We start from the raw sequence: 22,293 nt of genomic DNA on the forward strand, positions 1-22,293 counted from the left end.
GGGAAGAACGGAAAGTTAGAACGTTACTCCAGCCACCAGCACGATGTTGCAGTACGGCTGACATTCGCCTGTACGAATAATCGCCCGTGCTTGTCGGCTGAGTACTTTGAATTGGTCATGACTGAGCAGTTCGCGCCGGCCCAGCGCACCTTCGGCATACAGTTCGTCCAGCGCGCTCAAGGCCGACGGTTTTTTGTCCAGAATCTCATGGGCCAGCACATGGCTTTCGACCTGCATTTCGCTGAGCACAACCTTCAAGGTACTGACGAAATCCGGAATCCCGTGGGTCAAGGCCAGGTCGATCAATTCGACGCCGGGCGGAACCGGCAGGCCGGCATCGCCGATCACCACCGTGTCGCCATGGCCCAGGGAAGCGATCAGCCGCGACAGCGCGACGTTGAGCAAAGGAGTCTTTTTCATGGTGCTTTAAAGGCCTGTACGTCGGGCAAGGTGGGAATCGAAGGTTGCGCACCAGCCCGGGTGACCGACAGCGCTGCGGCGACCTGGCCGAAACGGATCGCATCGGCCTCGCTTTTGCCGGCCGCCAAGGCTGCTGCGAAACCACCGACGAACGTGTCGCCGGCCGCGGTGGTGTCGACCGCCTTCACTTTCGGTGCCGGGAAATGCTCGAAGCGTTTGCCATCGGCGAACAGTGATCCTTGAGAACCCAGGGTGATGATCACTTTGCCGGCGCCCATGGCGATCAAGCGGGCCGCGGCGGTTTCGGCGGTGCTCAGGGTATCCACCGGCAAACCGCTCAAGGCCGAGGCTTCGCTTTCGTTGGGTATCAGGTAATCGATGGCCGCATACCAATCCGCCGGCAGCGGGCGACTGGCCGGCGCCGGATTGAGAATCACGGTTTTACCCAGCTCACGACCGCGCTTCAGAGCATGGCCGACCGTGGCATCCGGCACTTCCAGCTGACAGATAATGACATCCGCCGCTTGTAACACCGCGTCGAAACGGTCGATCACTTCGGGCGTGAGCGCGCCGTTGGCACCGGCAACAATCACGATCGCGTTCTGACTATTGTCATCGACCACGATCAACGCCACGCCGCTGGAATCTTCGACCGTGCTGACCGCCTGGCAATCGATCTGCTCGGCCAACAATGCCCCGCGCAGTGCTTCGCCATAGGCGTCGCTGCCGACACAACCGACCATCGACACCTGCGCCCCCAGCCGTGCCGCGGCCACGGCCTGGTTCGCGCCCTTGCCGCCGGAAACCGTGGCAAACGATTGGCCAATCAGCGTTTCACCACCACGAGGCAGCCGTGGCGCCCGGGTTACCAGGTCCATGTTCAGGCTGCCTATTACCACTACTTTTGCTGGCATACATCACTCGTCAATTCTGTTTCTGCGGTGCTTTTGGTTTCAGCGACTTTCTGTTTTCAACGAAAGTGGGCGAATGCGCTGGCCAGCGGCGCAGTCGATTCTCGCAGGACAATGCTGGGCGTCACGATGCGCTGATCGGTCGCCAGACCCGGCGTGGCAATCCTGCGCAACAGCACTTCGGCCGCCATCTCGCCAAGCTGCAGGATCGACTGGCCCACGGTAGTCAGCGCCGGATAGACGTAACGGCTCATCTGGATATCGTCGAAGCCGATCACCGACAACTCGGTGGGCACACGAATATTACGCTCGGCGGCGGCGCGCAACACACCGATGCCAATCATGTCGTTGCCAGCGAAGATTGCGCTGGGCGGGTTCTTTTCCAGCAGGATCGCGGCGGCGTTGTAACCGCCGGTACTGGTGAAGTCGCTTTCCAGCATGCGCTCGCGCGGCACTTCGACACCCGCCTCTTTCAAGGCGCGGCAATAACCGGCCAGACGCATCTGCGCCACGCTGGTACTCGCCGGCCCACCAATCGTGGCGATGTCCCGGTGCCCCAGATCCAACAAATGCCGGGTCGCCAGATAAGCGCCATATTCGTGATCGATGCGCACCAGATCGGCATCGAGACCTTCGAGCCCACGGTCGACGATCACCATTGGGGTACGCACACCCGCCAGACCTTCGGCCAGGCCGCTGTCACCACCGGCCGAGGCAACGATCAAGCCGTCAATGCGTTTTTCCAGCAACACGCGAAGGTAGCTGCGTTGCTTGTCCGGGTTGTCGTCGGAGTTGCAGAGGATGACGCAATAGCCATTGCGCTCGCAGTAATCCTCGATGCCACGGGCCAACTCGGCGAAGTACGGGTTGAGGCTGTTGGGCACCAGCAGGCCGATGGTCGCGGTGGTTTTCGCTTTCAATGACCGAGCCACGGCGCTGGGCACGTAGTCGAGGCTTTTGATCGCCGCCTCGACCTTGATCCGTACTTCCTCACTGACCGGCCGCGTCTTGTTCACCACGTGGGAAACCGTGGTGTAGGAAATACCCGCGAGTGCCGCTACATCCTTGATTGTTGCCATGACTCAGGTCCGCCGGCTTGCGCGCTGACTGCGATAAGTATCAAGCACCACCGCCACCACGATCACCGCACCGGTGATGATGCGTTTGGTCGGTTCGGTCGCGCCGATCTGCGCCAGACCGGCCGCCAGTACGGAGATGATCAGGACGCCGAAGAATGTGCTGATGACCGAGCCGCGCCCGCCCATCAGGCTGGTGCCGCCGATCACGACCGCGGCGATCACCTGCAGCTCCAGACCGGAGCCAGCATTCGGGTCCGCCGCTTCCAGGCGCGAAATCTGAAACAACGCAGCGATACCGGCCAGCAGCCCCATCAGGCTGAACACCAGGATTTTGTAGGGCTTCGGATTGATCCCCGCCAGACGCACCGCCTCTTCGTTGGTGCCGATGCCGATCAGGTAACGACCGAACACGGTACGCGTCAGCACGGCCTGGGCGATGAAGATAATCAGCAAGGCAATGATGAATGACGGCGAGATGCCGAATGCGATCGGGTTGGACAGCCAAGCGAAGGCATCACCGATGTAGGCAGTGCGCGAACCGGTCATCTGATACGCCAGACCCCGCGCCATCTCCAGCACGCCGAGGGACACGATGAACGACGGAATCCGCCATGCCACGGTGATCGAGCCGGTGATAGTCCCGGCCAATGCCGCTACCGCCATGCCGAGCAAGGCCGCAGGCAAGACGCTCCAGCCCCAACCGAGAATCGCCACGCTGACTGCCGAGGCCGCAAGCGCCAGCACCGACCCCACCGACAAGTCGATACCGCCGATGATCAATACGAAGGTCATGCCGACCGCCAGCACCATCAAATCGGGAATCTGGTTGGCCAGGGTGCTGAAGGTGTCGTAAGACAGGAAGTGGCTGCTCAGGACCGAGAACAGCGCGACCATTGCCAGCAAGGCACCGGCCAGGCCCAGATAAGTGCCGAGGCCGTAAAAGTTGCCACTACGTTTGCCGGCCAAAGATGCAGTATTCATGGAAGATCCCTAGGCGCTACTTCGTTGAGCAACGCATCACGTTTTTGGTAGCCGGCGAAAGCCGCGGCAAGCAAATCATCCTGGGTCCAGCTGTCACGCTCAAAAGTGTCGATCAGACGCCCTGCCGACAACACACCGATGCGATCGCAGATCAGCATCAGTTCGCGCAGGTCGCTGGACACCACTACCAGCGCTTTGCCCTGACGGGTCAACTCACCGAGTAGTGCGTAAATATCGAACTTGGCGCCGACGTCGATGCCACGGGTCGGCTCGTCGAACAGCATCACCGTGCAGTCGCGCTCGAGCCAGCGGCCGATCACGACTTTCTGCTGATTCCCGCCGGACAGTTCCGAGACCAATTGCGTCGGGCTGGAACTGCGAATGCGCATGGCGTTGATCTGACGCTGGGCCAGAGACATCTCGTCACCGTTATTGACGAAGCCACCGCTGGAAATCACCGGCATATTGCCCAAGGCAATATTGGCGCTGATCGATTGCGTCAGCAGCAGGCCTTCGCCCTTGCGATCTTCGGTGATCAGGGCGATGCCGTGACCGACCGCGTCGGCCGGCGAACGAATACTCACCACCTGAGCCGACGCCCCCAGCGCGACGGTGCCGCTGTCGGCTGTATCGGCACCGAAGATCAGGCGCAGTAACTCGGTGCGCCCTGCCCCGATCAAACCGGAAATCCCGTAAATTTCACCGGCGCGCACCTGGAAGGACACGTCGCGAACCTTATCGGAACGGGTCAGCCCTTTGACCGTCAAGGCCGGCGCGCCAATCTTGCGCGGCCCCATGTCGATGTGCTCGCCCAATTCACGGCCGACCATCAGGGTGACCAGTTGCTCGCTGTTGTAATTGGCCATCGGCTCGACACAGACCAGGTTGCCGTCGCGCAATACCGCAATGCGCTGGGCCACCCTTGCCAGTTCTTCGAGGCGGTGGGAAATGTAGATGATCGACACGCCGCGAGCCTGCAGACGAGTGATCTGCTCGAACAGCATTTCGACTTCACGGGCCGTGAGCATTGCTGTCGGCTCGTCGAGGATCAGCACGTGGCAATCGCCGATCAGGTTGCGGGCGATCTCGACCATTTGCTGATGGCCGATTCCCAGTTCGCCAACCAACGTATCTGGATCGATGGCGTCCAAGCCGACCTGGGCCATGGCCTCGATCGCCGCCTTGCGCAGCTGCTTGCGGCTGATCCAGCCGCCGTGGCTAGGCAGGTTGTCGAGAAACAGGTTTTCCGCCACCGACAACGTCGGCAACAGATTGAGTTCTTGCATGACCATGCGGATGCCCAGCTCTTCGGCCTGGCTCCGGCTGCCGGGACGGTAGTCCTGCCCCTGGAACTGCATCTGGCCGGTGGTCGGCGTGACCAGTCCGCCAATGATTTTCGACAGCGTGCTTTTGCCGGCACCATTCTCGCCGGTCAGCGCCAGCACTTCACCGCGCATCAGCGTCAGGTCGATACCGGTGAGGACGGGTTGGGCATAGGTTTTACCGATACCGCTGACCGAGAGGACAGCGTTCGGGGCGCAAAAGGACATAAAAACTCTCCATGTGCTCGCCCCAAGAGGCGAGCACCGTTGTGTCGCCAGAAGGACTACTTGGTAACCAGCACTACCGGAGTTTCGATGACGCCATTGACGCCGCTATCGACTGTCTCGCCCTTGATGATTTTCAGCGCAGTCTCGATGCCGAACACCGCTTGCCGGGCAGCAAACTGGTCGGCGGTGGCCAGGACGCGGCCATCCTTGAGCATTGGCTTGATGGCGTTGATGTTGTCGTAACCGACCACTTGCACCTTGCCGGCCTTGCCCGCCGCGCGCACGGCAGATACTGCGCCGACGGCCATGCTGTCGTTGCCGGCCAACAGGGCCTTGATGTTCGGGTATTCGCTGAGCATCGACGAGGCAACCTTGCCGCCCTTGTCGATTTCCCAATCGCCGGACTGCAGGGACACGACTTTGATCTGCGCCGCCTCCATCGCATCCTTGAAGCCCGCCGTGCGCTGCTGGGCATTGGTGGTGGTGGAAACGCCTTCGATGATGCCGACTTCGTCACCGGCCTTCAGTTGCTTGGCCAGGTACTCACCCACCAGACGCGCGCCTTTGCGGTTGTCCGGGCCTACGAACGGAACGGTGATGTTTTTGCTTTTGACCACGGTCGGGTCCAGCTGGTTATCGATGTTGATCACGGTGATGCCGGCATCGACTGCTTTCTTGATGACCGGAACCATGGCCTTTGAATCTGCTGGTGCAATGACCAATGCGTTGACCTTGGACAAAATCATTTGCTCGACGATGCGCGTTTGGCCGGCCGTGTCCGTTTCGTCCTTGATGCCGTTGGAGATCAGCTCGAAGTCGCCGGAGTGGTCTTTCTGGTAGGCCTTGGCGCCGTCTTCCATGGTCAGGAAGAATTCGTTGGCCAGGGATTTCATGACCAGTGCGACTTTAGGTTTTTCAGGGGTTTCGGCGAAAGCCGAAGAGACGGGCAATGCGGCGGATGCGGCAGCCAGCATTGCGACAGCGAGAAGACGTCCAGCGAATGGCAGCTTCATGGGTTCACTCCGATCTTATGATTATTCTGAGCAACGCTTGCGCTGGACCCTGCCCTTACGGGATCAAGCCATCAAAGGCGACCGCGCAAACGTTTGCGTAGACCGAACTATGCGAACCCTATGGAGATTTGTCAACGACCCGTTTTGTGTCTCGATTGGCAAAAGCCAACCTTTTTTCTCACGCCGTGGTGCTTACCAGATTGCCACTGCTGGAACCCTTGGCCAGCTCTTTCACCAGATTGCCCGTCACTTGAGCGAGCGCACCACTGGTATCGGCGATTTGCCCCTGAATCGACATGACAGCGATGGCTTTGGCTTCCGGGGTCGGATAATTCGCTGCCTGAGCGGCCGCCAGTTGCTGCTGCTGTTCGCGCAGTTGCTGCTGAAGTTCCTGCATGCGTTTGAGCAGTACCTGCACCGCAATACTTTGATTGCTGCTTTTTTCGGATTTGCTTTCGCCCTGAGTCTGCGCGCCGCCACCGGTTCTGACCTGGTTGTCACTACCCGCCTCTTCACCCAGCGCTTGGGCCGAGGCGTCGGACGTCGCTTCACTCAAGGCATTGATGGTCGCCGGGGACTTGCCCGCGATAGTGATGGCGCCTGTATTTGGAAAACCGACAGTAAACGACATGTGAACTCCTGGAGAAAGATTCCTTTAAAGGAGCATCGACCTGCGCGGGAGTTTCTTTAGCACTGATTTCCGATTTGGCAAGGCGATTTTCTCAATGGAGGTCGGAGAGCCGAACAAAAAAATCACACATGTTCGGAAACCCGGACGAGAAAGCGCGAAGATCATTCCGTGCTTTTCAATAATTCCTATAAAAATTAGAAGGTTAAAAGATCTTCACCTCCAATGTTGGACTGGTACAGATCCTGCTCTTCTCCTACACCCCTGGCGTTCAGATCTGCTTGGGGCCGTGTCTAGATGAACCTGCATCCGCACCGTTTCACTACGAGAGAAAACAATAATGAAATCTGCCTTCAACACTTTTATTCCGGGCGCTTTGGCCCTGCTATTGCTTCTGCCCTCCGCCCTTCAGGCAAAAGAAGTCGAAACCCAACAGAAACTGGCGAACGTGGTGATCCTGGCCACCGGCGGCACCATTGCTGGCGCGGGAGCCAGCGCTGCAAATAGCGCCACCTATCAAGCGGCGAAAGTCGGTATCGAACAGTTGATCGCAGGGGTTCCGGAACTGAGCCAATTGGCCAACGTTCGCGGCGAACAGGTCATGCAGATCGCCTCCGAAAGCATCACCAACGACAACCTGCTGCAACTGGGCCGTCGGGTGGCCGAACTGGCCGACAGCAATGACGTCGATGGCATTGTCATCACCCACGGCACCGACACCCTGGAAGAAACCGCTTACTTCCTCAACCTGGTGGAAAAAACCGACAAGCCGATCATCGTCGTCGGCTCCATGCGCCCTGGTACCGCCATGTCGGCCGACGGCATGCTGAACCTGTACAACGCCGTCGCCGTGGCCAGCAGCAAAGACGCGCGCGGCAAAGGCGTACTGGTGACCATGAACGATGAAATCCAGTCGGGTCGCGACGTCAGCAAAATGATCAACATCAAGACCGAGGCGTTCAAAAGTGCCTGGGGCCCACTGGGCATGGTGGTCGAAGGCAAATCCTACTGGTTCCGCTTGCCAGCCAAGCGCCACACCATGGATTCGGAATTCGACATCAAAACCATCAAGAGCCTGCCTGACGTCGAAATTGCCTACTCCTACGGCAACGTCAGCGACACCGCCTACAAAGCCCTGGCTCAATCGGGCGCCAAAGCTATCATCCATGCCGGCACCGGCAATGGCTCGGTCTCGTCTCGAGTGGTTCCCTCCCTGCAAGCCCTGCGCAAGGACGGCGTACACATCATTCGTTCTTCCCACGTCAATGCCGGTGGTTTCGTACTGCGTAACGCCGAACAGCCTGACGACAAGTACGACTGGGTTGTGGCGCACGACCTGAACCCGCAAAAAGCCCGCATCCTGGCCATGGTCGCGCTGACCAAGACCAACGACAGCAAAGAGCTGCAACGGATGTTCTGGGAATACTGATTCGCCCTCGCCCGACCTGTTCCGGGTCGGGCACCGTTGTCACCACTCGCCAACCTTGGTGAGTGGTTCACGACTTTTCCGATAAAAAAAATCCCACCGTCCTACACCAAACGGAAAAAACTACTGTCAGAGGATTTTCTTGAATTTTAAGCAGTTGCGAAAATGCTTACAGTTAAATACTGTATGCACGTACAGCTTAATAAGGATAATTCCGTGGCCACTACCTCTGTCTCTCCTGACACCTATGAACGCCTGGGTATGCGCGTTCAGAAAATCATCAATTCCCCCACCGCCCAGAAAGCCAAAGCAGCACTGATCTTTCGTCTTCCGGATGAACCCGTGGATGAGTGGGAACGCTTGCTCGAAGAAATCGACGAGAACGACAACGTCACCCTCGCCCATCGCGACGATGGCGGTGTGCAGATTTTCTGGGTTGTACCGAAGGAAGATTGAGTCAATGAGTGTCCGATGGTTTGCTTTACTGCTTCTGTTCATCGCCCTCGGCGCCCAGGCTGGCGCCCCACGCACCTTCAACGAAGCCAAGAAAGTCGCGTGGAAGTTATATGCACCGCAATCCACCGAGTTTTATTGCGGCTGCAAATACACTGGCAACCGTATCGACCTCGCTGCCTGCGGTTATGTGCCGCGTAAAAATGCCAAACGCGCCTCGCGCATCGAGTGGGAGCACATTGTCCCGGCCTGGCAGATCGGCCATCAGCGCGAATGCTGGCAACAAGGTGGTCGCAAGAACTGCACGCGGTATGACCCGACCTATCAGAAAGCCGAGGCCGATCTGCACAATCTGGTGCCGAGCATCGGCGAGGTGAATGGCGATCGCAGCAACTTCAGCTTCGGTTGGTTGCCGGTGCAAACCGGTCAATACGGTTCGTGCCTGACACAGGTCGACTTCAAGGCGAAGAAGGTCATGCCCCGCCCTTCCATTCGCGGCATGATCGCCCGGACTTACTTCTACATGAGCAAGCAGTACGGCTTGCGCCTGTCAAAACAGGATCGGCAATTGTATGAAGCCTGGAACAAGACCTATCCGGTACAGGCATGGGAACGTCAGCGCAACCAGAGCGTGGCGTGCGTGATGGGGCGCGGCAACGAGTTTGTCGGCCCGGTAGACATGAAAACCTGCGGCTGACCGGCCGCTGAAGACACAAAGGCCTGGGGCATTACACCCCAGGCTTTTTTCGTTTCTAACCGCCGCTTTTGGTTACTGAGCCGTCGGGTGCTCAACGACCAGCGACTCGATGTTCCTTTTTTTCGCCCGAGTGAGCGCTGCCGTCACTTCGGCTTGTTTGGCTTCTGCCTCGGTTTTCGAATTAAACGGTCCTATCAGGATACGAACCTTTCCGTTCTCCCTGATGACGCTGGAAACGAAGCTATGCTCAATCAACCAGCCGCTCAGGTCGCTGACCGCCTGGGGGGTTTCGCCGCGTACCTCGACGTCCCATTGCGGACCGGTTGTCGCCGCGGGTGCGGAAGCGACTGTCGGTTGCGGCTTTTGCGCGCTAACCCCCTTACCCTCATCGCACCCGACCAACGTCAATACTGCGATTACCAAGGCCATTTTGCGCACAACGCTTCCCTCTGAATGCTGAAAGCGGCGATTTTAACACTCATGGATCCTGTTCGAGCGCCGCAAAATGGGCGCAAAACAACGAGAATGATGGTTGCGGCCTCTGTATAGTTACGCCTTGGGAATTAATGCAGCATCTGCGCGTCAGAAAGAGGCACCCAAACTGCGAGACTTCGCACTAATCTATACCTATACCGACCTCTGCACTGTCCGAATCAGGTGCCCTACAAGCAATCAAGGAGAAAACCATGCTGATACTCACCCGCAAAGTCGGTGAAAGCATAAACATCGGTGACAACATAACGATCACCATTCTGGGCGTTAGCGGCCAGCAAGTCAGGATTGGCATCAACGCCCCGAAAGACGTTGCGGTGCATCGCGAAGAAATTTATCAACGTATTCAGGCTGGCCTGACCGCCCCAGACAAGCCGCAAACACCCTGAATCCTGCTGTGGTCAGTAGCCAGCCCATTCAACCTCGAATAACGGCTGGCTAAAGATTCAAGCACCGCATCGCTCTCCGCCCAGCCTCTCTTTGCTATGCCTTCACAATGTGGAGCCGATACTACCGCCCTCGCCCCATACCTGACTGTCAGACGTTTCGGATTTGCTGCGAGAAAGGTCGTCTTCCTTCCCGGCTAACCAAACGTTACCCCACGTACCATGCCCGCGGCAGCCACGACCATCAGCACCAGCAGTAGCGCTTCGATATGACTGATACGGGCAAACAGCGTTGCGCGCCCAGTATCGATAGCCGCCCCACGCCCCAGCGCAATCCGCCATTTGATCAGCGTCACCATCGGCGCAATTTCAAGCAACAGGATAAGGACGAAGAGCGTCATCTTGAGATGAAACAGCGGTTGGTGGAGATAGTAATCAGTACCTTTTTCGTACCCGCCAAAGGCTCGTATTCCACCCGTGACCAAAAGAATGACTGCAGAGATCCCCCACAGATTATCCGCAACCAAAACGCTGCGCGCCTCCCCCACCCCGGCAGTCAGACGACGTAAAGCCGTACCACGAGTCAGTACCGCCCAGAAGCCCAGCGCAAAGGCCAAGAGATGAATCGCCGCCAGAAACCAGTGAGCCAGCATCGACATACTCCTAATAGACGAAGTTGAAACAGCCCTACAGTAGTAGTTCATCGGAGGATGATTTGCCCACGCACCCGGCTCTGCTGATTACCCGCACATCAGGGCGACCCATCGCCGGTTGTTTAACGTCAGACTCTATTGGCAAATAGCGGGCGCAAAAAAGCCGGGCTCCTGATGGGATACCCGGCTTTTGAGAACGTTGGACTTAATCCGTTCTTTTTGAAGTCGAAGTGCGAGCCTTACTCAACCCCTTCGTGTTGTGATCACCAGGCGTAGAGGCCGAAATGGCAGAGGCTTTCGTCACTCCTCGCGTATCCCGGGAATTCGCAATGCCCGAAGTCACGGAACCATGGCCGCTATCGCCATTACGATCGCTACCGTAGTGATTGCCACTGATACCACGGTCGCGGACAGCTTTACCTGCGTGATCACTGCTCAAGCCATTGCCGTGGCCATTGCTGACGCCGCCGGAATGCCCGGAACCACCGTGGCCACCGCCGTTACCACCGCCATTGCCACCACCGTTACCACCACCATTTCCGCCGCCGTTACCACCACCACCACCACCACCACCACCACCACCACCACCTTTCGCGTAGGCGGAACTCATGATGGACAGGTCAGCGGGCAATAATGGGGCGGCTGCAAGCATCATCACGCATGACATGACAGCGGCAAAACTCTTGTTTTTTAATAACATGGGTGGGTTCCGTGAGGTTGATATTGCACGGAGTAATTGACCCTTTCGGCCCCACACAGTTCAAAGGTCAACGACCAACGGGCAGGCAATGTGCAGTTATCGAACAATGCACATTGCTTCCCATAGTTTTACTGGTCGTTATGCAGCGAGGGCGCGATTGGACTTTGTCATTTTCACTTCAATCGAATGCGCCATTGAGAACCTCGTAGATGATCCCGGTAGCAATGGCCACCAATATCAAGTCAGTTCCCGCCTGCCGCCACTCGTAGCCATCGTAGTGTGGAAGCCTGCCGAGCAATCGGCCATCAAGTTTCTTGGCGATCCCCGGCGGTAGCGGTTTTCCGCGTGCGAGATTTTTTTGAATACCGGGTGGCAAGGCGGGCCCGGGGCTCCAGTAGTCGCGATAACCACCCACGATTCCAATAACACTTCCGTGATTGATGCTCGGGCCGTGACTCCAATCGTCACCCCCTGAACCTTTGCCTTTGTTTCCTTGGCTGGGGTTGCCATGGCCCTGAGTGTTTTGTGGATTTCCCTTGCCGCTTCCCTGGCCCTTCCCGTTTCCCGGGTCGGCCAATGCAGTCATTGAAGCGGACGCCAAGGCAAGACACGTCATAGCGGCAATCAACGAGCGAGATCTAAACATATCCGTTCTCTCAGAAAGGGGATGCCCCCTGCAATGTAGACGGTTATGGGTGTGTTAGTTCAGAAACTATCCTTGCAGAGTTTTGCAAATCGCAGACAACAAAAAAGGGCCCACCTTTCGGTGAGCCCTTCTAGACCGCCCAGCAGAGCGGATTTTGTTTGGTAGGCGCGATTGGACTCGAACCAACGACCCCCACCATGTCAAGGTGGTGCTCTAACCAACTGAGCTACGTGCCTGCTGTGAGGCGGCATTCTACGGAATTCCGGAGGGGTGTCAACACCTTTTTTTCACCTAACCCTATGAATATGCAAAATATTTAATTTTGCTGTGGCAAAGAAGATTTTCCGCTGGCTGGCGGTCGTTTTTTAACTCGGGTAGGATCGATGCACTCGTAAAATATATTAAACAGAGGCTGCAGGATGGCGAACACTCCCTACCCAGAGTCCTATTACGCCGCATCGGCTAATGGAGCGCCGCCGCGCCCGGCCTTGCAGGATGATGTAGAGACTGATGTCTGTGTCATCGGTGCTGGTTATACCGGCCTGTCCTCTGCCCTGTTTCTGCTGGAGAACGGTTTTCGGGTAACGGTCCTGGAAGCGGCCAAAGTGGGTTTTGGCGCATCGGGGCGCAACGGTGGCCAGATCGTTAACAGCTACAGCCGTGATATCGATGTGATCGAGCGCAGTGTCGGCCCCAAGCAAGCTCAGCTGCTGGGGCAAATGGCGTTTGAGGGTGGACGGATCATTCGTGAGCGGGTGGCCAAATACAACATCCAGTGCGACTTGAAGGACGGCGGTGTATTCGCCGCCATTACCGCCAAGCAGATGGGCCATCTGGAATCCCAGAAGCGCCTGTGGGAGCGCTTCGGTCACACGCAACTTGAGCTATTGGATCAGCGACGCATCCGTGAAGTAGTGGCTTGCGATCAATACGTCGGCGGCATGCTCGACATGAGCGGCGGGCATATTCATCCGCTCAATCTTGTCTTGGGCGAAGCAGCCGCCGTGGAGTCGCTGGGCGGCACTATTTACGAGCAGTCGCCAGCGGTGCGCATCGAGCGCGGCGCCAATCCGGTGGTGCATACGCCTCAGGGCAAGGTCAGGGCCAAATTCATCATCGTCGCCGGCAACGCGTACATCGGCAATCTGGTGCCGGAGCTGGCGGCGAAGTCGATGCCCTGCGGGACTCAAGTGGTCGCCACCGAACCCTTGGGCGAGGAATTGGCCAAGCGCCTGTTGCCTCAGGACTACTGCGTCGAAGACTGTAACTACCTGCTCGACTACTACCGCCTGAGCGCAGACAAACGCCTGATTTTCGGCGGCGGTGTGGTCTATGGCGCCCGAGATCCGGCGAACATCGAGGCGATCATTCGACCGAAGATGCTCAAGGCCTTCCCACAGCTCAAAGACGTGAAAATCGATTACGCCTGGACCGGCAATTTTCTGCTGACGCTATCGCGCCTTCCCCAAGTCGGACGACTGGGCGACAACATCTACTATTCCCAGGGTTGCAGCGGCCATGGCGTGACGTATACGCACCTGGCGGGCAAAGTGCTGGCCGAAGCATTGCGCGGCCAGGCCGAGCGCTTCGACGCCTTTGCCGACCTGCCCCACTACCCGTTCCCCGGCGGGCAATTGCTGCGTACACCGTTCGCTGCGTTGGGCGCCTGGTATTACGGATTGCGGGACAAGTTCGGATACTGACCGAGAGAGGTGAAAAGGTGCCAGCGAAGGCGTCATCAAGCGCGCCTTCGCCGGCAAGCCTGGCTCCTACGTAAAGCGGTTCACTCAGAAGTCGACCGTCGCCGAAAGGAGGTAGGTGCGCGGGGTCGCAAGCGTCAAGCCAGGCTCGCTGTCATCCGAGGCCCCGGCCGAACTCCAGTAGCGTTTATCCGCCACGTTCTCGACATTGGCACGCAGGGTGATGTTCTTTTCGTCGACCTTGAATGCGTAGCGGGCACCCACGTCGAAACGCTCCCAGGAGTCGATTTCCTTGTTGTTGGACTGGTCCAGATACTGCGAGCTGGAGTAGAGGCCGCGACTGGTCAGGGTCAGGCCCTGTATGGTCGGCACGTCCCACTCGGCGCCCAGGTTGACGTTGTATTTCGGCGTGGCCGGTGCCCGGTTGCCGTCAAAGGTGCCATTGGTGGTGTCGCTCAACTCACTGTCGATGTACATGACACCGCCGAGCAGGCGGAAACCATCGAGCGGTTCACCGAACACACTCAGCTCCACGCCCGTATTCTCGCGCTTGCCGTTCGGGCCGAAAACCCGCGTCGTGGCGTTGGTCTCATAGGCCGGCTGCTTGATCCGGAACACCGCGGCAGTCACGGCGAACGCACCCGCGTCATACTTGGCGCCGACCTCGACCTGCCGGCTGATGAATGGCGGGAATATCTCGTCCTCGTTCACAGAGGTCGACGGCGCGATCTTGCCCTGGCTCAGGCCTTCCATGTAGTTGGCATACAGCGACAGCTTATCGGTTGCCTTAAACAGGATGCCGCCCGACGGCGAAACCTTTTCCTCATCGTAGGCCGTGGCGCCTTTGACATCATCCGTCCAGTCCTCAACCTTCACGCGCTGCCAGCGGGCGCCGAGGGTCAGCAACAGCCGGTCATCGAAGAAGCCCAGAGTGTCGGACAACGCCACGCCGCTGAAGCGGTTCTCGGTGTAGACCTTCGAATCGAGTCGAGTGGGTCTTACAGGCGTTGGTGTTTCCACGGGGTCGTAGAGGTTGCTGCGGGCCGCCGCATAACGGGCGCCGCCATTTTCGAAGTCCATGTAGAAATAGCTGGCGGCCAGATTGACCTCATGGCTTACCGGGCCGGTATGAAACCAGTTGCGCACCCCCGCCGTTGCCGTCCGGACATTTTCGTCACGGGTGAAGTCACGCGGCTGAACGCTGAAATCGCCAGCATCATTGGTGACCGCAACGGCATGCCGGAGGAAGTCATGATTGCTTTTACGCGCGCCCACGCCGCCGTACAGCATGACCGAATCGCTGACATCGAATTCGCCGTTCACCGCTCCGAAAGTGTCGTTGGTGCTCGCCTTGCTCCAGGGTTGCGCATAGTTGTCGCGCACATCGTTCGCATTCGGCACCTTGGCATTGGCGCCGACCTGCACGCGTTCCTGCGGGGCATCGGTATCACGCTCGGTGCGCCCGATGTCCGTCGAGAGTCGCAGGCGCTCACCGCGAAAATCCAGGCCCAGCACAGCCATCTCGCGGTCGACACTCTGGTGATCCCATTCTGTGTCGCCGGACTGCTTCACGCCGTTAAAACGAATACCGAACTTGTTGTCTTCACCAAAGCGCCGACCGACATCCACCGCACCGCCGACCTGGCTGTCGGAAGCGTAGCTACCGGTAAACGAAGTGATGGGCTTGTCGGTCGCGCGCTTGGGCACCACGTTGATCCCGCCACCCACACTGCCCCGCGGCGAGATGCCGTTGATGAGCTGGCTCGGGCCTTTGATGATGTCGACGCGGTCGGCCATCTCCATGTCGATCGTATAGGTCGGCAGGACGCCGTAGAGACCGTTGTAGGCGACATCACTGTTGAACAGGCTGAGCCCGCGAATGGTGAACTGCTCATAACGCCCACCCGCCGGATTGGTGGCGCGAACCGAGGGATCACTGGCGATCAAGTCGCCCAAGGTACGAGCCTGCAGGTTTTTGACCGCCTCGCCGGTGTAGGTGGTCATGCTGAACGGCGTTTCCATGAAGTCTTTCGAGCCTAGCAAGCCTTGCGAACCGCGGCGCGCGACTTGGCCGCCGGCATATACCTCGCCGTCCGCCCCGCCCGTGGCACCGAGAATCGAGGTGGGGGCCAGTTGCAGGCTGCTGCCTTCTGGCGCCGGAGTCAGGATGTAGGCCTGCTCGCCCACCGGTTGCAGTTGCAGACCGGAACCCTGCAACAGCCGGGCAAAGCCCTCCTCGACCGCGAACTCGCCGGAAAGACCAGAACTGGTGCGACTGCCCACCAGCGCCGGGTCGACCGAGAGATTGACGCCAGACAGACCGGCGAAGCGGGTCAGCGCATCGCTCAGGCTGCCGGCAGGCACCTGATAATTGCGCCGGGCACTGTCTTCGGCCCAACTGGCAGTGATGAATAACGGACTGGCACTCAGGCCCAGCATCAGGCTCAAGCGCAACAACGGACGCAGGCGGGAAGAAGCCGGGCGCGGACAGCAAGGTATTACTGCGGGCATTGATAGAGTTCTCTTGATTCGTTCACATGCCTTGAATGACAAGCGAGTCGAAAAAAGGGGACAGGCTTCACACACTATTTTTGCGCGGCAGCAACGTCACCCAATAACGGGTACGTGAATGCACCTCCAGCGGCAGGCTGGCCGCGAGCAACGCGAGGACGCGATCGGTGTCGTCCAGACGAAAACTGCCGGTGACACGCAACGCTTCAAGCTCCGGCTCCCAACGCAGCACACCCGGTCGATAAGTGCTGAGTTCGCGCAGGAAATCTCCCAGCGGCTGGTTTTTCGCCATCAGCACGCCCTCTCGCCAACCCGGCGCAAGCACATCGAATGGGCTGATCGGCCCGACACCGGTTGCTTGAAGACTGACTTGTTGACCACTGCGCAAAGCCAACGCCGCCCCCTGCAAGGGCTGCAATTGCACGGTACCGTTGTACACCGACACGCGGCAACCGCGCACCTCCTGACGAACACAGACTTCGCTTTGGCTGACGATGATTTGTCCAAACATCGTTTGGATCGTCAGCGGTGATGTGATTGGCACCTTCAGCGACAGTTCGCCTTCAATCAGCCTCAAGCGACGGCTCTGCAAATCCACATCGACGGCACTGGCCGTGTTGAGTTGCAAGGAACTGCCATCAGCGAGCTGCACCTGTTTGCGCTCCCCGGTGGCCGTATGCAGATCGGCTCGCCAGACATCCAGGGGCAACTGTCGGCTGATCAGCCAAGCCGCCGGCACCAACGCCACCGCACCCAATGCACGCTTGAGCACCACACGCCGACCCGGCTCGGGGCGATCCAGACTTTTGAGCGCCAACGCTGAAGGCAGATCGGCAAACCGCTGACGCAAGGCTTGAGCCTTCTGCCAAGCCTGCTCGTGACTGACGCAACTGTCGCGCCAACGCTGCAGATTCGAACGATCCTGCTCATTGGCACTTCCAGATTCCAGCAAGGCGAGCCACTGCGCGGCAGCTCGCACGGCCTGACGAGCATCGGGCGCTGAACTGCTCACAGCTCCACCAACAGACAATGCTCATAGGCTTGCGCCATGTAGCGTTTGATCGTGCGCTCCGATACCCGCAGGCGCTCGGCGATTTGCTGATAGTTCAAGCCTTCCAGCTGACTGCAGAGAAACGCCTTACGCACTGCCGCCGGCAATCCATCGAGCAGTTCATCCAGGGCTTGCAGGGTTTCGAGCAACAACCAGCGCTGCTCGGGCGACGGCACACAGTCTTCCGGCAACGCCGCCAGCGCCGTCAAATATGCCTGCTCGAGGCTTCGTCGTTTATAGAAATTACTCAGCAGGCGTTTGCCCACGGTCAGCAGATAGGCACGGGGCTCTTGCAGATCAGCAATTCGTTGAGAGCTGGCGAGTAAACGCAGGAACGTATCCTGACTGAGGTCCGCCGCATCACAGCCATTGCCCATGCGTCTTCTCAACCAGCCTTCAAGCCAGCCACGGTGATCGCGGTACAAGTCGTGGAAGGTTTGCTCCTTCGGCATCGCCACATCACTCATCTCAAGAAGCCCTGCGCCAAGGAGTTATCGTAAATGAGAGTGATTCTAATTAATGTCAGAGCTGTGAACCAAGTCCTTTATGCAATTGGGGCGCAGAAAGGTTGGGCGGGAAGGACATGAGAGAGGAAAAGCCAAATCGCAGACACAAAAAACCCCGGTCTTTCGACCAGGGTCTTTGCTATCGACTCGAAACAGACACTGGCTTTACCAGCAGCTTGCTTCGTAGCTCCAAGGCGTTCAGTGGGCCTTGAGGCAGATATGGCGCAGCGGACGGGACTCGAACCCGCGACCCCCGGCGTGACAGGCCGGTATTCTAACCGACTGAACTACCGCTGCGTATCGCTTTGGACTTTCGCCCAAGTAACTCGTCTGACTGGAAAGCTTCGAGGCTTTTCAATCTCGAGGCAGGTAAACCTGACTCGGAAAATATGGCGCAGCGGACGGGACTCGAACCCGCGACCCCCGGCGTGACAGGCCGGTATTCTAACCGACTGAACTACCGCTGCGCGTCGGTGGAGGCTTTTAAAAGCTTCCATCTTGCTTTCGCAAGACTCTCGGAAGTGGTGGGTGATGACGGGATCGAACCGCCGACATTCTGCTTGTAAGGCAGACGCTCTCCCAGCTGAGCTAATCACCCGTTTGCATCTCCGAGGCCGCGAAATTTACGCAGGTACCGAAGCTAAGTCAATACCCCGCTTGAAGTTTTTCTGAAAAAGACAAAATTGTGTCTTAACAGTCAAACCGCTTTCGCGAGCAAGCCCGCTCCCACACTGGATCTGCGGCGGACCACAGGTTTGTGATCGATATAAATTCAGTGTGGGAGCAACTGTCTTGATGGTTTTTATTTTGAAGGCATATCGATAGACAGCGGCACATTCACATCAATGCTGGCTACATCCATCGCAGCCACGCTTGGATTTACTCGCTGTAAATCATCTTCTTGGTCATGCCACCATCGACCACGAACTCCTGGCCCGTAACGAACCCGGCATTCTTCGACAGCAACCACGCCACCATCGCCGCCACGTCCTCGACCGTCCCTACCCTGCCCGCCGGATGCTGCGCATGATCAGCGTCGGTCAGCGGTTCGGCACGCCGCACCGCAGGGTCTCGCGTGTCGATCCAGCCTGGACTGACTGCGTTAACGCGAATCTCCGGCCCTAAGCTGATAGCCAAGGCGTGAGTCAGGGCCAACAGACCGCCCTTGCTCGCCGCATAAGCCTCTGTGTCGGGTTCTGACTGGCCGGCACGGGTCGAGGCCAGATTGACGATGGCGCCGCTGTGAGCACGCAAGTACGGCGCACAGTGCTTGGCCAACAGCATCGGCCCGCTGAGGTTCACCGCCAGCACCCGGTTCCAGTAGGCCAGATCGAGGCTTTCCAGGGTGATGTTGTGCGGGTCGGCCACTGCTGCATTGCACACCAGCGCATCCAAACGACCGAACTGTCCCAGCACCTCAGCCACGCCTAGTGCCACCTGTGCTTCATTCGCGACATCCATGGCGATGAACCAGGCGTTTTCGCCAAGCACCTTCGCCACTTTCGAACCGCGCTCACGATCCAGATCAGTCAGCACCACCTGCCAGCCTTCGCTGATCAGCCAGGCCGCGATCCCCAGACCGATGCCGCGCGCAGCACCGGTGACCAGCGCGACGCGGCCATGGGTGCCCGTGGTCGGCGTCGACAACTCGATCACAAGGCAGCCAACCCGCGCGCCAGATCGGCCTGCAGGTCTGCCACGTCTTCCAGACCGACCGCAACGCGGATCAGACTGTCACGAATCCCCGCCGCTTCACGCTCTTGCGGCGCGAGACGGCCGTGAGAGGTGGTGCTCGGGTGCGTGATGGTAGTTTTGCTGTCGCCCAGGTTGGCAGTGATGGAGATCAGGCGAGTCGCATCGATAAAGCGCCAGGCGCCCTCTTTGCCGCCCTTGACCTCGAAACTCACGACCGCACCGAAACCCTTCTGCTGACGCTGGGCCAGTTCGTGCTGCGGATGGCTCTTGAGGCCAGCGTAATGGACCTTTTCGATGCCGTCCTGCTGCTCCAGCCATTCGGCCAGTTGCTGGGCATTGGCGCAGTGCGCCTTCATACGCAGGCTCAGCGTTTCCAGACCCTTGAGGAAGATCCAGGCGTTGAACGGGCTCAGGGTCGGCCCGGCGGTACGCAGAAAACCGACGACTTCTTTCATTTGCTCGCTACGACCGGCCACAACGCCGCCCATGCAGCGGCCCTGGCCGTCGATGAACTTGGTCGCCGAGTGCACAACGATGTCCGCGCCCAACTTCAGCGGCTGCTGCAACGCAGGCGTGCAGAAGCAGTTGTCGACCACCAGCATCGTGCCCTTGGCGTGAGCAATTTCCGACAGCGCCTTGATGTCTACCAGCTCGGCCAGCGGGTTGGACGGCGATTCGACGAACAGCAACTTGGTGTTGGCCTTGATCGCCGCATCCCAGCCGGACAAGTCCGCCAGGGGCACGTAATCGACTTCGATGCCGAAGCGCTTGAAGTACTTTTCGAACAGACTGATGGTCGAGCCGAACACGCTGCGCGAGACCAGAACATGGTCGCCGGCGCTGCACAGGCTCATGACCACTGCCATGATCGCAGCCATGCCAGTGGCAGTAGCCACGGCCTGCTCGGCGCTTTCCAGCGCGGCAATACGCTCTTCGAACGCGCGCACTGTCGGGTTGGTGTAGCGCGAGTAGACGTTGCCCGGTACTTCGCCAGCAAAGCGCGCGGCCGCGTCGGCGGCGGTACGGAATACGTAGCTGGAAGTGAAGAACATCGGATCACCGTGTTCGCCTTCCGGCGTGCGGTGCTGACCGGCGCGTACGGCCAGGGTATCGAACGCTACGCCTTCGAGGTCGCTGTCCAGCCGACCGGCATCCCAATCCTGACTCATGCTGTCACTCCTTGCCCTGCTCTTGATATAGAGAATTAATCAGTAGATACAAAACCGGCCCCTCAGGGCCGGTAGTTACTCAGTTGTTATACAGATCAATGATCGCACTGACTGCCTGGGTCTTGACCTTGGAGGCATCGTTGCGTGCCTGCTCGATCTTGTTCAGGTAAGCCTCGTCGACGTCGCCGGTGACGTACTGGCCGTCGAACACCGCGCAATCGAACTTCTCGATCTTGATCTTGCCGCCACCGACCGCTTCGATCAAGTCAGGCAGGTCCTGATAGATCAACCAGTCGGCGCCAATCAGGTCGGCAACGTCCTGGGTCGAACGGTTGTGGGCGATCAGCTCGTGAGCGCTCGGCATGTCGATGCCGTAGACGTTCGGGTAACGCACGGCCGGTGCCGCGGAGCAGAAGTAGACGTTTTTGGCGCCGGCTTCGCGAGCCATCTGGATGATCTGCTTGCAGGTGGTGCCGCGAACGATGGAGTCGTCTACCAGCATCACGTTCTTGCCGCGGAATTCCAACTCGATGGCGTTGAGCTTCTGGCGTACGGATTTTTTCCGTGCAGCCTGCCCCGGCATGATGAAGGTCCGGCCGATGTAGCGGTTCTTCACGAAGCCTTCGCGAAACTTGACGCCCAAGTGGTTCGCCAACTCCAGGGCCGCGGTGCGGCTGGTGTCCGGAATCGGGATGACCACGTCGATGTCGTGATCCGGACGCTCACGCAGGATCTTCTCGGCAAGCTTCTCGCCCATGCGCAGGCGGGCCTTGTAGACCGAGACGCCGTCGATGATCGAGTCCGGACGCGCCAGGTAGACGTGTTCGAAAATGCACGGAGTCAGCGACGGGTTGGTCGCGCACTGACGGGTGTGCAGCTTGCCGTCTTCAGTGATGTAGACCGCTTCGCCCGGTGCCAGGTCGCGAATCAGGGTGAAACCGAGTACGTCCAGCGAAACGCTTTCGGAGGCGATCATGTACTCAACGCCTTCGTCAGTATGACGCTGACCGAAGACGATCGGACGGATGCCGTGCGGATCGCGGAAACCGACGATGCCGTAGCCGGTCACCATCGCCACGACCGCGTAACCACCGACGCAACGGTTGTGCACGTCGGTGACGGCAGCGAACACGTCTTCTTCGGTCGGCTGCAACTTGCCGCGCTGGGCCAGCTCGTGTGCGAACACGTTGAGCAGCACTTCCGAATCGGAGTTGGTGTTGACGTGGCGCAGGTCAGATTCGTAAATCTCCTTGGCCAGCTGTTCAACGTTGGTCAGGTTACCGTTGTGCGCCAGAGTGATGCCATACGGCGAGTTGACGTAAAACGGTTGGGCTTCGGCCGAAGTCGAGCTGCCCGCGGTCGGGTAACGCACATGACCAATGCCCATGTGGCCGACCAGGCGCTGCATGTGACGTTGATGGAACACGTCACGCACCAGCCCATTGTCCTTGCGCAGGAATAACCGGCCATCATGGCTGGTCACGATACCGGCAGCGTCCTGGCCGCGGTGCTGGAGGACGGTTAGCGCGTCATACAGCGCCTGATTGACGTTCGACTTACCGACGATACCGACGATGCCACACATGCGACGCAACCCCTACTTAATGGATCTGAACTGAACACAAC

Annotated in this window: 22 protein-coding genes and 4 tRNA genes; 5 read left to right on the forward strand and 21 right to left on the reverse strand. The window is 58.8% G+C overall.

The annotated features are described in order from the left end of the window. Positions 1 to 15 precede the first annotated feature (15 nt). From rbsD to TU81_RS11365, 7 genes are all read right to left on the reverse strand, one after another. Positions 16 to 420, reverse strand: coding sequence for a D-ribose pyranase (rbsD, locus tag TU81_RS11335; RefSeq protein WP_038980103.1), 405 nt, complete (start codon positions 418 to 420; stop codon positions 16 to 18). Beyond that, positions 417 to 1,334 carry a ribokinase gene (gene rbsK, locus TU81_RS11340; RefSeq protein ID WP_048395115.1) on the reverse strand — a complete coding sequence of 306 codons (918 nt, stop codon included), beginning with the start codon at positions 1,332 to 1,334 and terminating at the stop codon, positions 417 to 419. The genes rbsD and rbsK overlap by 4 nt, the downstream gene beginning before the upstream one ends. Positions 1,335 to 1,390: 56 nt before the next feature. Further along, entirely contained in the window at positions 1,391 to 2,410 is a 1,020-nt protein-coding gene (locus tag TU81_RS11345; protein WP_048395117.1) for a LacI family DNA-binding transcriptional regulator, read from the reverse strand. A 3-nt stretch (positions 2,411 to 2,413) separates the two neighbouring features. Then, positions 2,414 to 3,391, reverse strand: coding sequence for an ABC transporter permease (locus TU81_RS11350; RefSeq protein ID WP_007905898.1), 978 nt, complete (start codon positions 3,389 to 3,391; stop codon positions 2,414 to 2,416). Then, positions 3,388 to 4,941, reverse strand: coding sequence for a sugar ABC transporter ATP-binding protein (locus TU81_RS11355; RefSeq protein WP_048395118.1), 1,554 nt, complete (start codon positions 4,939 to 4,941; stop codon positions 3,388 to 3,390). Before TU81_RS11355 ends, TU81_RS11350 begins: the two co-directional genes overlap by 4 nt. 56 nt (positions 4,942 to 4,997) lie before the next feature. Then, positions 4,998 to 5,954: a sugar ABC transporter substrate-binding protein gene (locus tag TU81_RS11360; RefSeq protein WP_048395120.1), complete on the reverse strand. Its 957-nt coding sequence runs from the start codon at positions 5,952 to 5,954 to the stop codon at positions 4,998 to 5,000. Between the two features lie 178 nt (positions 5,955 to 6,132). Continuing rightward, complete coding sequence (locus TU81_RS11365; RefSeq protein ID WP_038980097.1) at positions 6,133 to 6,585, reverse strand: hypothetical protein; 453 nt, start codon at positions 6,583 to 6,585, stop codon at positions 6,133 to 6,135. Positions 6,586 to 6,922: 337 nt separating this feature from the next. On the opposite strand from TU81_RS11365, the gene TU81_RS11370 reads away from it, so the two are divergent. The 3 genes from TU81_RS11370 (at position 6,923) to TU81_RS11380 (ending at position 9,158) form a co-directional block, all read left to right on the forward strand. Continuing rightward, complete coding sequence (locus TU81_RS11370) at positions 6,923 to 8,011, forward strand: asparaginase (protein WP_038980096.1); 1,089 nt, start codon at positions 6,923 to 6,925, stop codon at positions 8,009 to 8,011. Positions 8,012 to 8,173: 162 nt separating this feature from the next. Beyond that, entirely contained in the window at positions 8,174 to 8,464 is a 291-nt protein-coding gene (locus TU81_RS11375; protein WP_038980095.1) for a DUF1654 domain-containing protein, read from the forward strand. 4 nt (positions 8,465 to 8,468) lie between these two features. Then, complete coding sequence (locus tag TU81_RS11380) at positions 8,469 to 9,158, forward strand: endonuclease (protein WP_038980094.1); 690 nt, start codon at positions 8,469 to 8,471, stop codon at positions 9,156 to 9,158. Positions 9,159 to 9,230: 72 nt separating this feature from the next. On the opposite strand, the gene TU81_RS11385 is transcribed toward TU81_RS11380, so the two are convergent. Continuing rightward, positions 9,231 to 9,596: a sporulation protein gene (locus tag TU81_RS11385; RefSeq protein ID WP_048395122.1), complete on the reverse strand. Its 366-nt coding sequence runs from the start codon at positions 9,594 to 9,596 to the stop codon at positions 9,231 to 9,233. Positions 9,597 to 9,844: 248 nt separating this feature from the next. Between TU81_RS11385 and csrA the strand changes: the two genes are divergently transcribed. After that, a complete protein-coding gene (csrA, locus tag TU81_RS11390; RefSeq protein WP_007905913.1) occupies positions 9,845 to 10,039 on the forward strand; it encodes a carbon storage regulator CsrA in 195 nt (64 codons plus the stop codon). Between the two features lie 194 nt (positions 10,040 to 10,233). Here csrA and TU81_RS11395 read toward each other — a convergent pair whose 3' ends face one another. The 4 genes from TU81_RS11395 to TU81_RS11410 all read right to left on the reverse strand — a co-directional run bounded on the left by TU81_RS11395 (position 10,234) and on the right by TU81_RS11410 (position 12,271). Next, positions 10,234 to 10,689, reverse strand: a complete 456-nt coding sequence (locus tag TU81_RS11395) for a DUF2214 family protein (protein ID WP_048395124.1) — start codon at positions 10,687 to 10,689, stop codon at positions 10,234 to 10,236. A gap of 205 nt (positions 10,690 to 10,894) precedes the next feature. Further along, positions 10,895 to 11,389, reverse strand: a complete 495-nt coding sequence (locus TU81_RS30780) for a hypothetical protein (protein WP_082157837.1) — start codon at positions 11,387 to 11,389, stop codon at positions 10,895 to 10,897. Between the two features lie 178 nt (positions 11,390 to 11,567). Continuing rightward, entirely contained in the window at positions 11,568 to 12,035 is a 468-nt protein-coding gene (locus tag TU81_RS11405; RefSeq protein WP_038980091.1) for an anti-virulence regulator CigR family protein, read from the reverse strand. Positions 12,036 to 12,194: 159 nt separating this feature from the next. Then, positions 12,195 to 12,271, reverse strand: a tRNA-Val gene (locus tag TU81_RS11410). A 183-nt stretch (positions 12,272 to 12,454) separates the two neighbouring features. On the opposite strand from TU81_RS11410, the gene TU81_RS11415 reads away from it, so the two are divergent. After that, a complete protein-coding gene (locus TU81_RS11415) occupies positions 12,455 to 13,738 on the forward strand; it encodes an NAD(P)/FAD-dependent oxidoreductase (protein ID WP_038980090.1) in 1,284 nt (427 codons plus the stop codon). Between the two features lie 84 nt (positions 13,739 to 13,822). Here the strand turns inward: TU81_RS11415 and TU81_RS11420 are convergent, their stop codons facing one another. The 9 genes from TU81_RS11420 to purF all read right to left on the reverse strand — a co-directional run bounded on the left by TU81_RS11420 (position 13,823) and on the right by purF (position 22,252). Next, entirely contained in the window at positions 13,823 to 16,246 is a 2,424-nt protein-coding gene (locus tag TU81_RS11420; RefSeq protein ID WP_048395128.1) for a TonB-dependent receptor, read from the reverse strand. Between the two features lie 67 nt (positions 16,247 to 16,313). Beyond that, complete coding sequence (locus TU81_RS11425) at positions 16,314 to 17,258, reverse strand: FecR domain-containing protein (RefSeq protein ID WP_048395130.1); 945 nt, start codon at positions 17,256 to 17,258, stop codon at positions 16,314 to 16,316. After that, a complete protein-coding gene (locus tag TU81_RS11430; RefSeq protein WP_048395132.1) occupies positions 17,255 to 17,764 on the reverse strand; it encodes a sigma-70 family RNA polymerase sigma factor in 510 nt (169 codons plus the stop codon). The genes TU81_RS11425 and TU81_RS11430 overlap by 4 nt, the downstream gene beginning before the upstream one ends. A 259-nt stretch (positions 17,765 to 18,023) precedes the next feature. Further along, positions 18,024 to 18,100, reverse strand: a tRNA-Asp gene (locus TU81_RS11435). Positions 18,101 to 18,193: 93 nt separating this feature from the next. Then, positions 18,194 to 18,270, reverse strand: a tRNA-Asp gene (locus TU81_RS11440). A 55-nt stretch (positions 18,271 to 18,325) separates the two neighbouring features. Then, positions 18,326 to 18,401 (reverse strand) — tRNA-Val (locus TU81_RS11445). Positions 18,402 to 18,682: 281 nt separating this feature from the next. Further along, a complete protein-coding gene (locus TU81_RS11450; RefSeq protein WP_038980086.1) occupies positions 18,683 to 19,459 on the reverse strand; it encodes an SDR family oxidoreductase in 777 nt (258 codons plus the stop codon). Further along, on the reverse strand, positions 19,456 to 20,667 hold the full coding sequence (locus TU81_RS11455) for an O-succinylhomoserine sulfhydrylase (protein WP_048395135.1): 1,212 nt from the start codon (positions 20,665 to 20,667) through the stop codon (positions 19,456 to 19,458). Before TU81_RS11455 ends, TU81_RS11450 begins: the two co-directional genes overlap by 4 nt. 79 nt (positions 20,668 to 20,746) lie before the next feature. Beyond that, positions 20,747 to 22,252, reverse strand: a complete 1,506-nt coding sequence (gene purF / locus TU81_RS11460) for an amidophosphoribosyltransferase (RefSeq protein WP_007905939.1) — start codon at positions 22,250 to 22,252, stop codon at positions 20,747 to 20,749. Positions 22,253 to 22,293: the final 41 nt, after the last annotated feature.

Source organism: Pseudomonas lini, from assembly GCF_001042905.1.
Lineage (GTDB): Bacteria > Pseudomonadota > Gammaproteobacteria > Pseudomonadales > Pseudomonadaceae > Aquipseudomonas > Aquipseudomonas lini.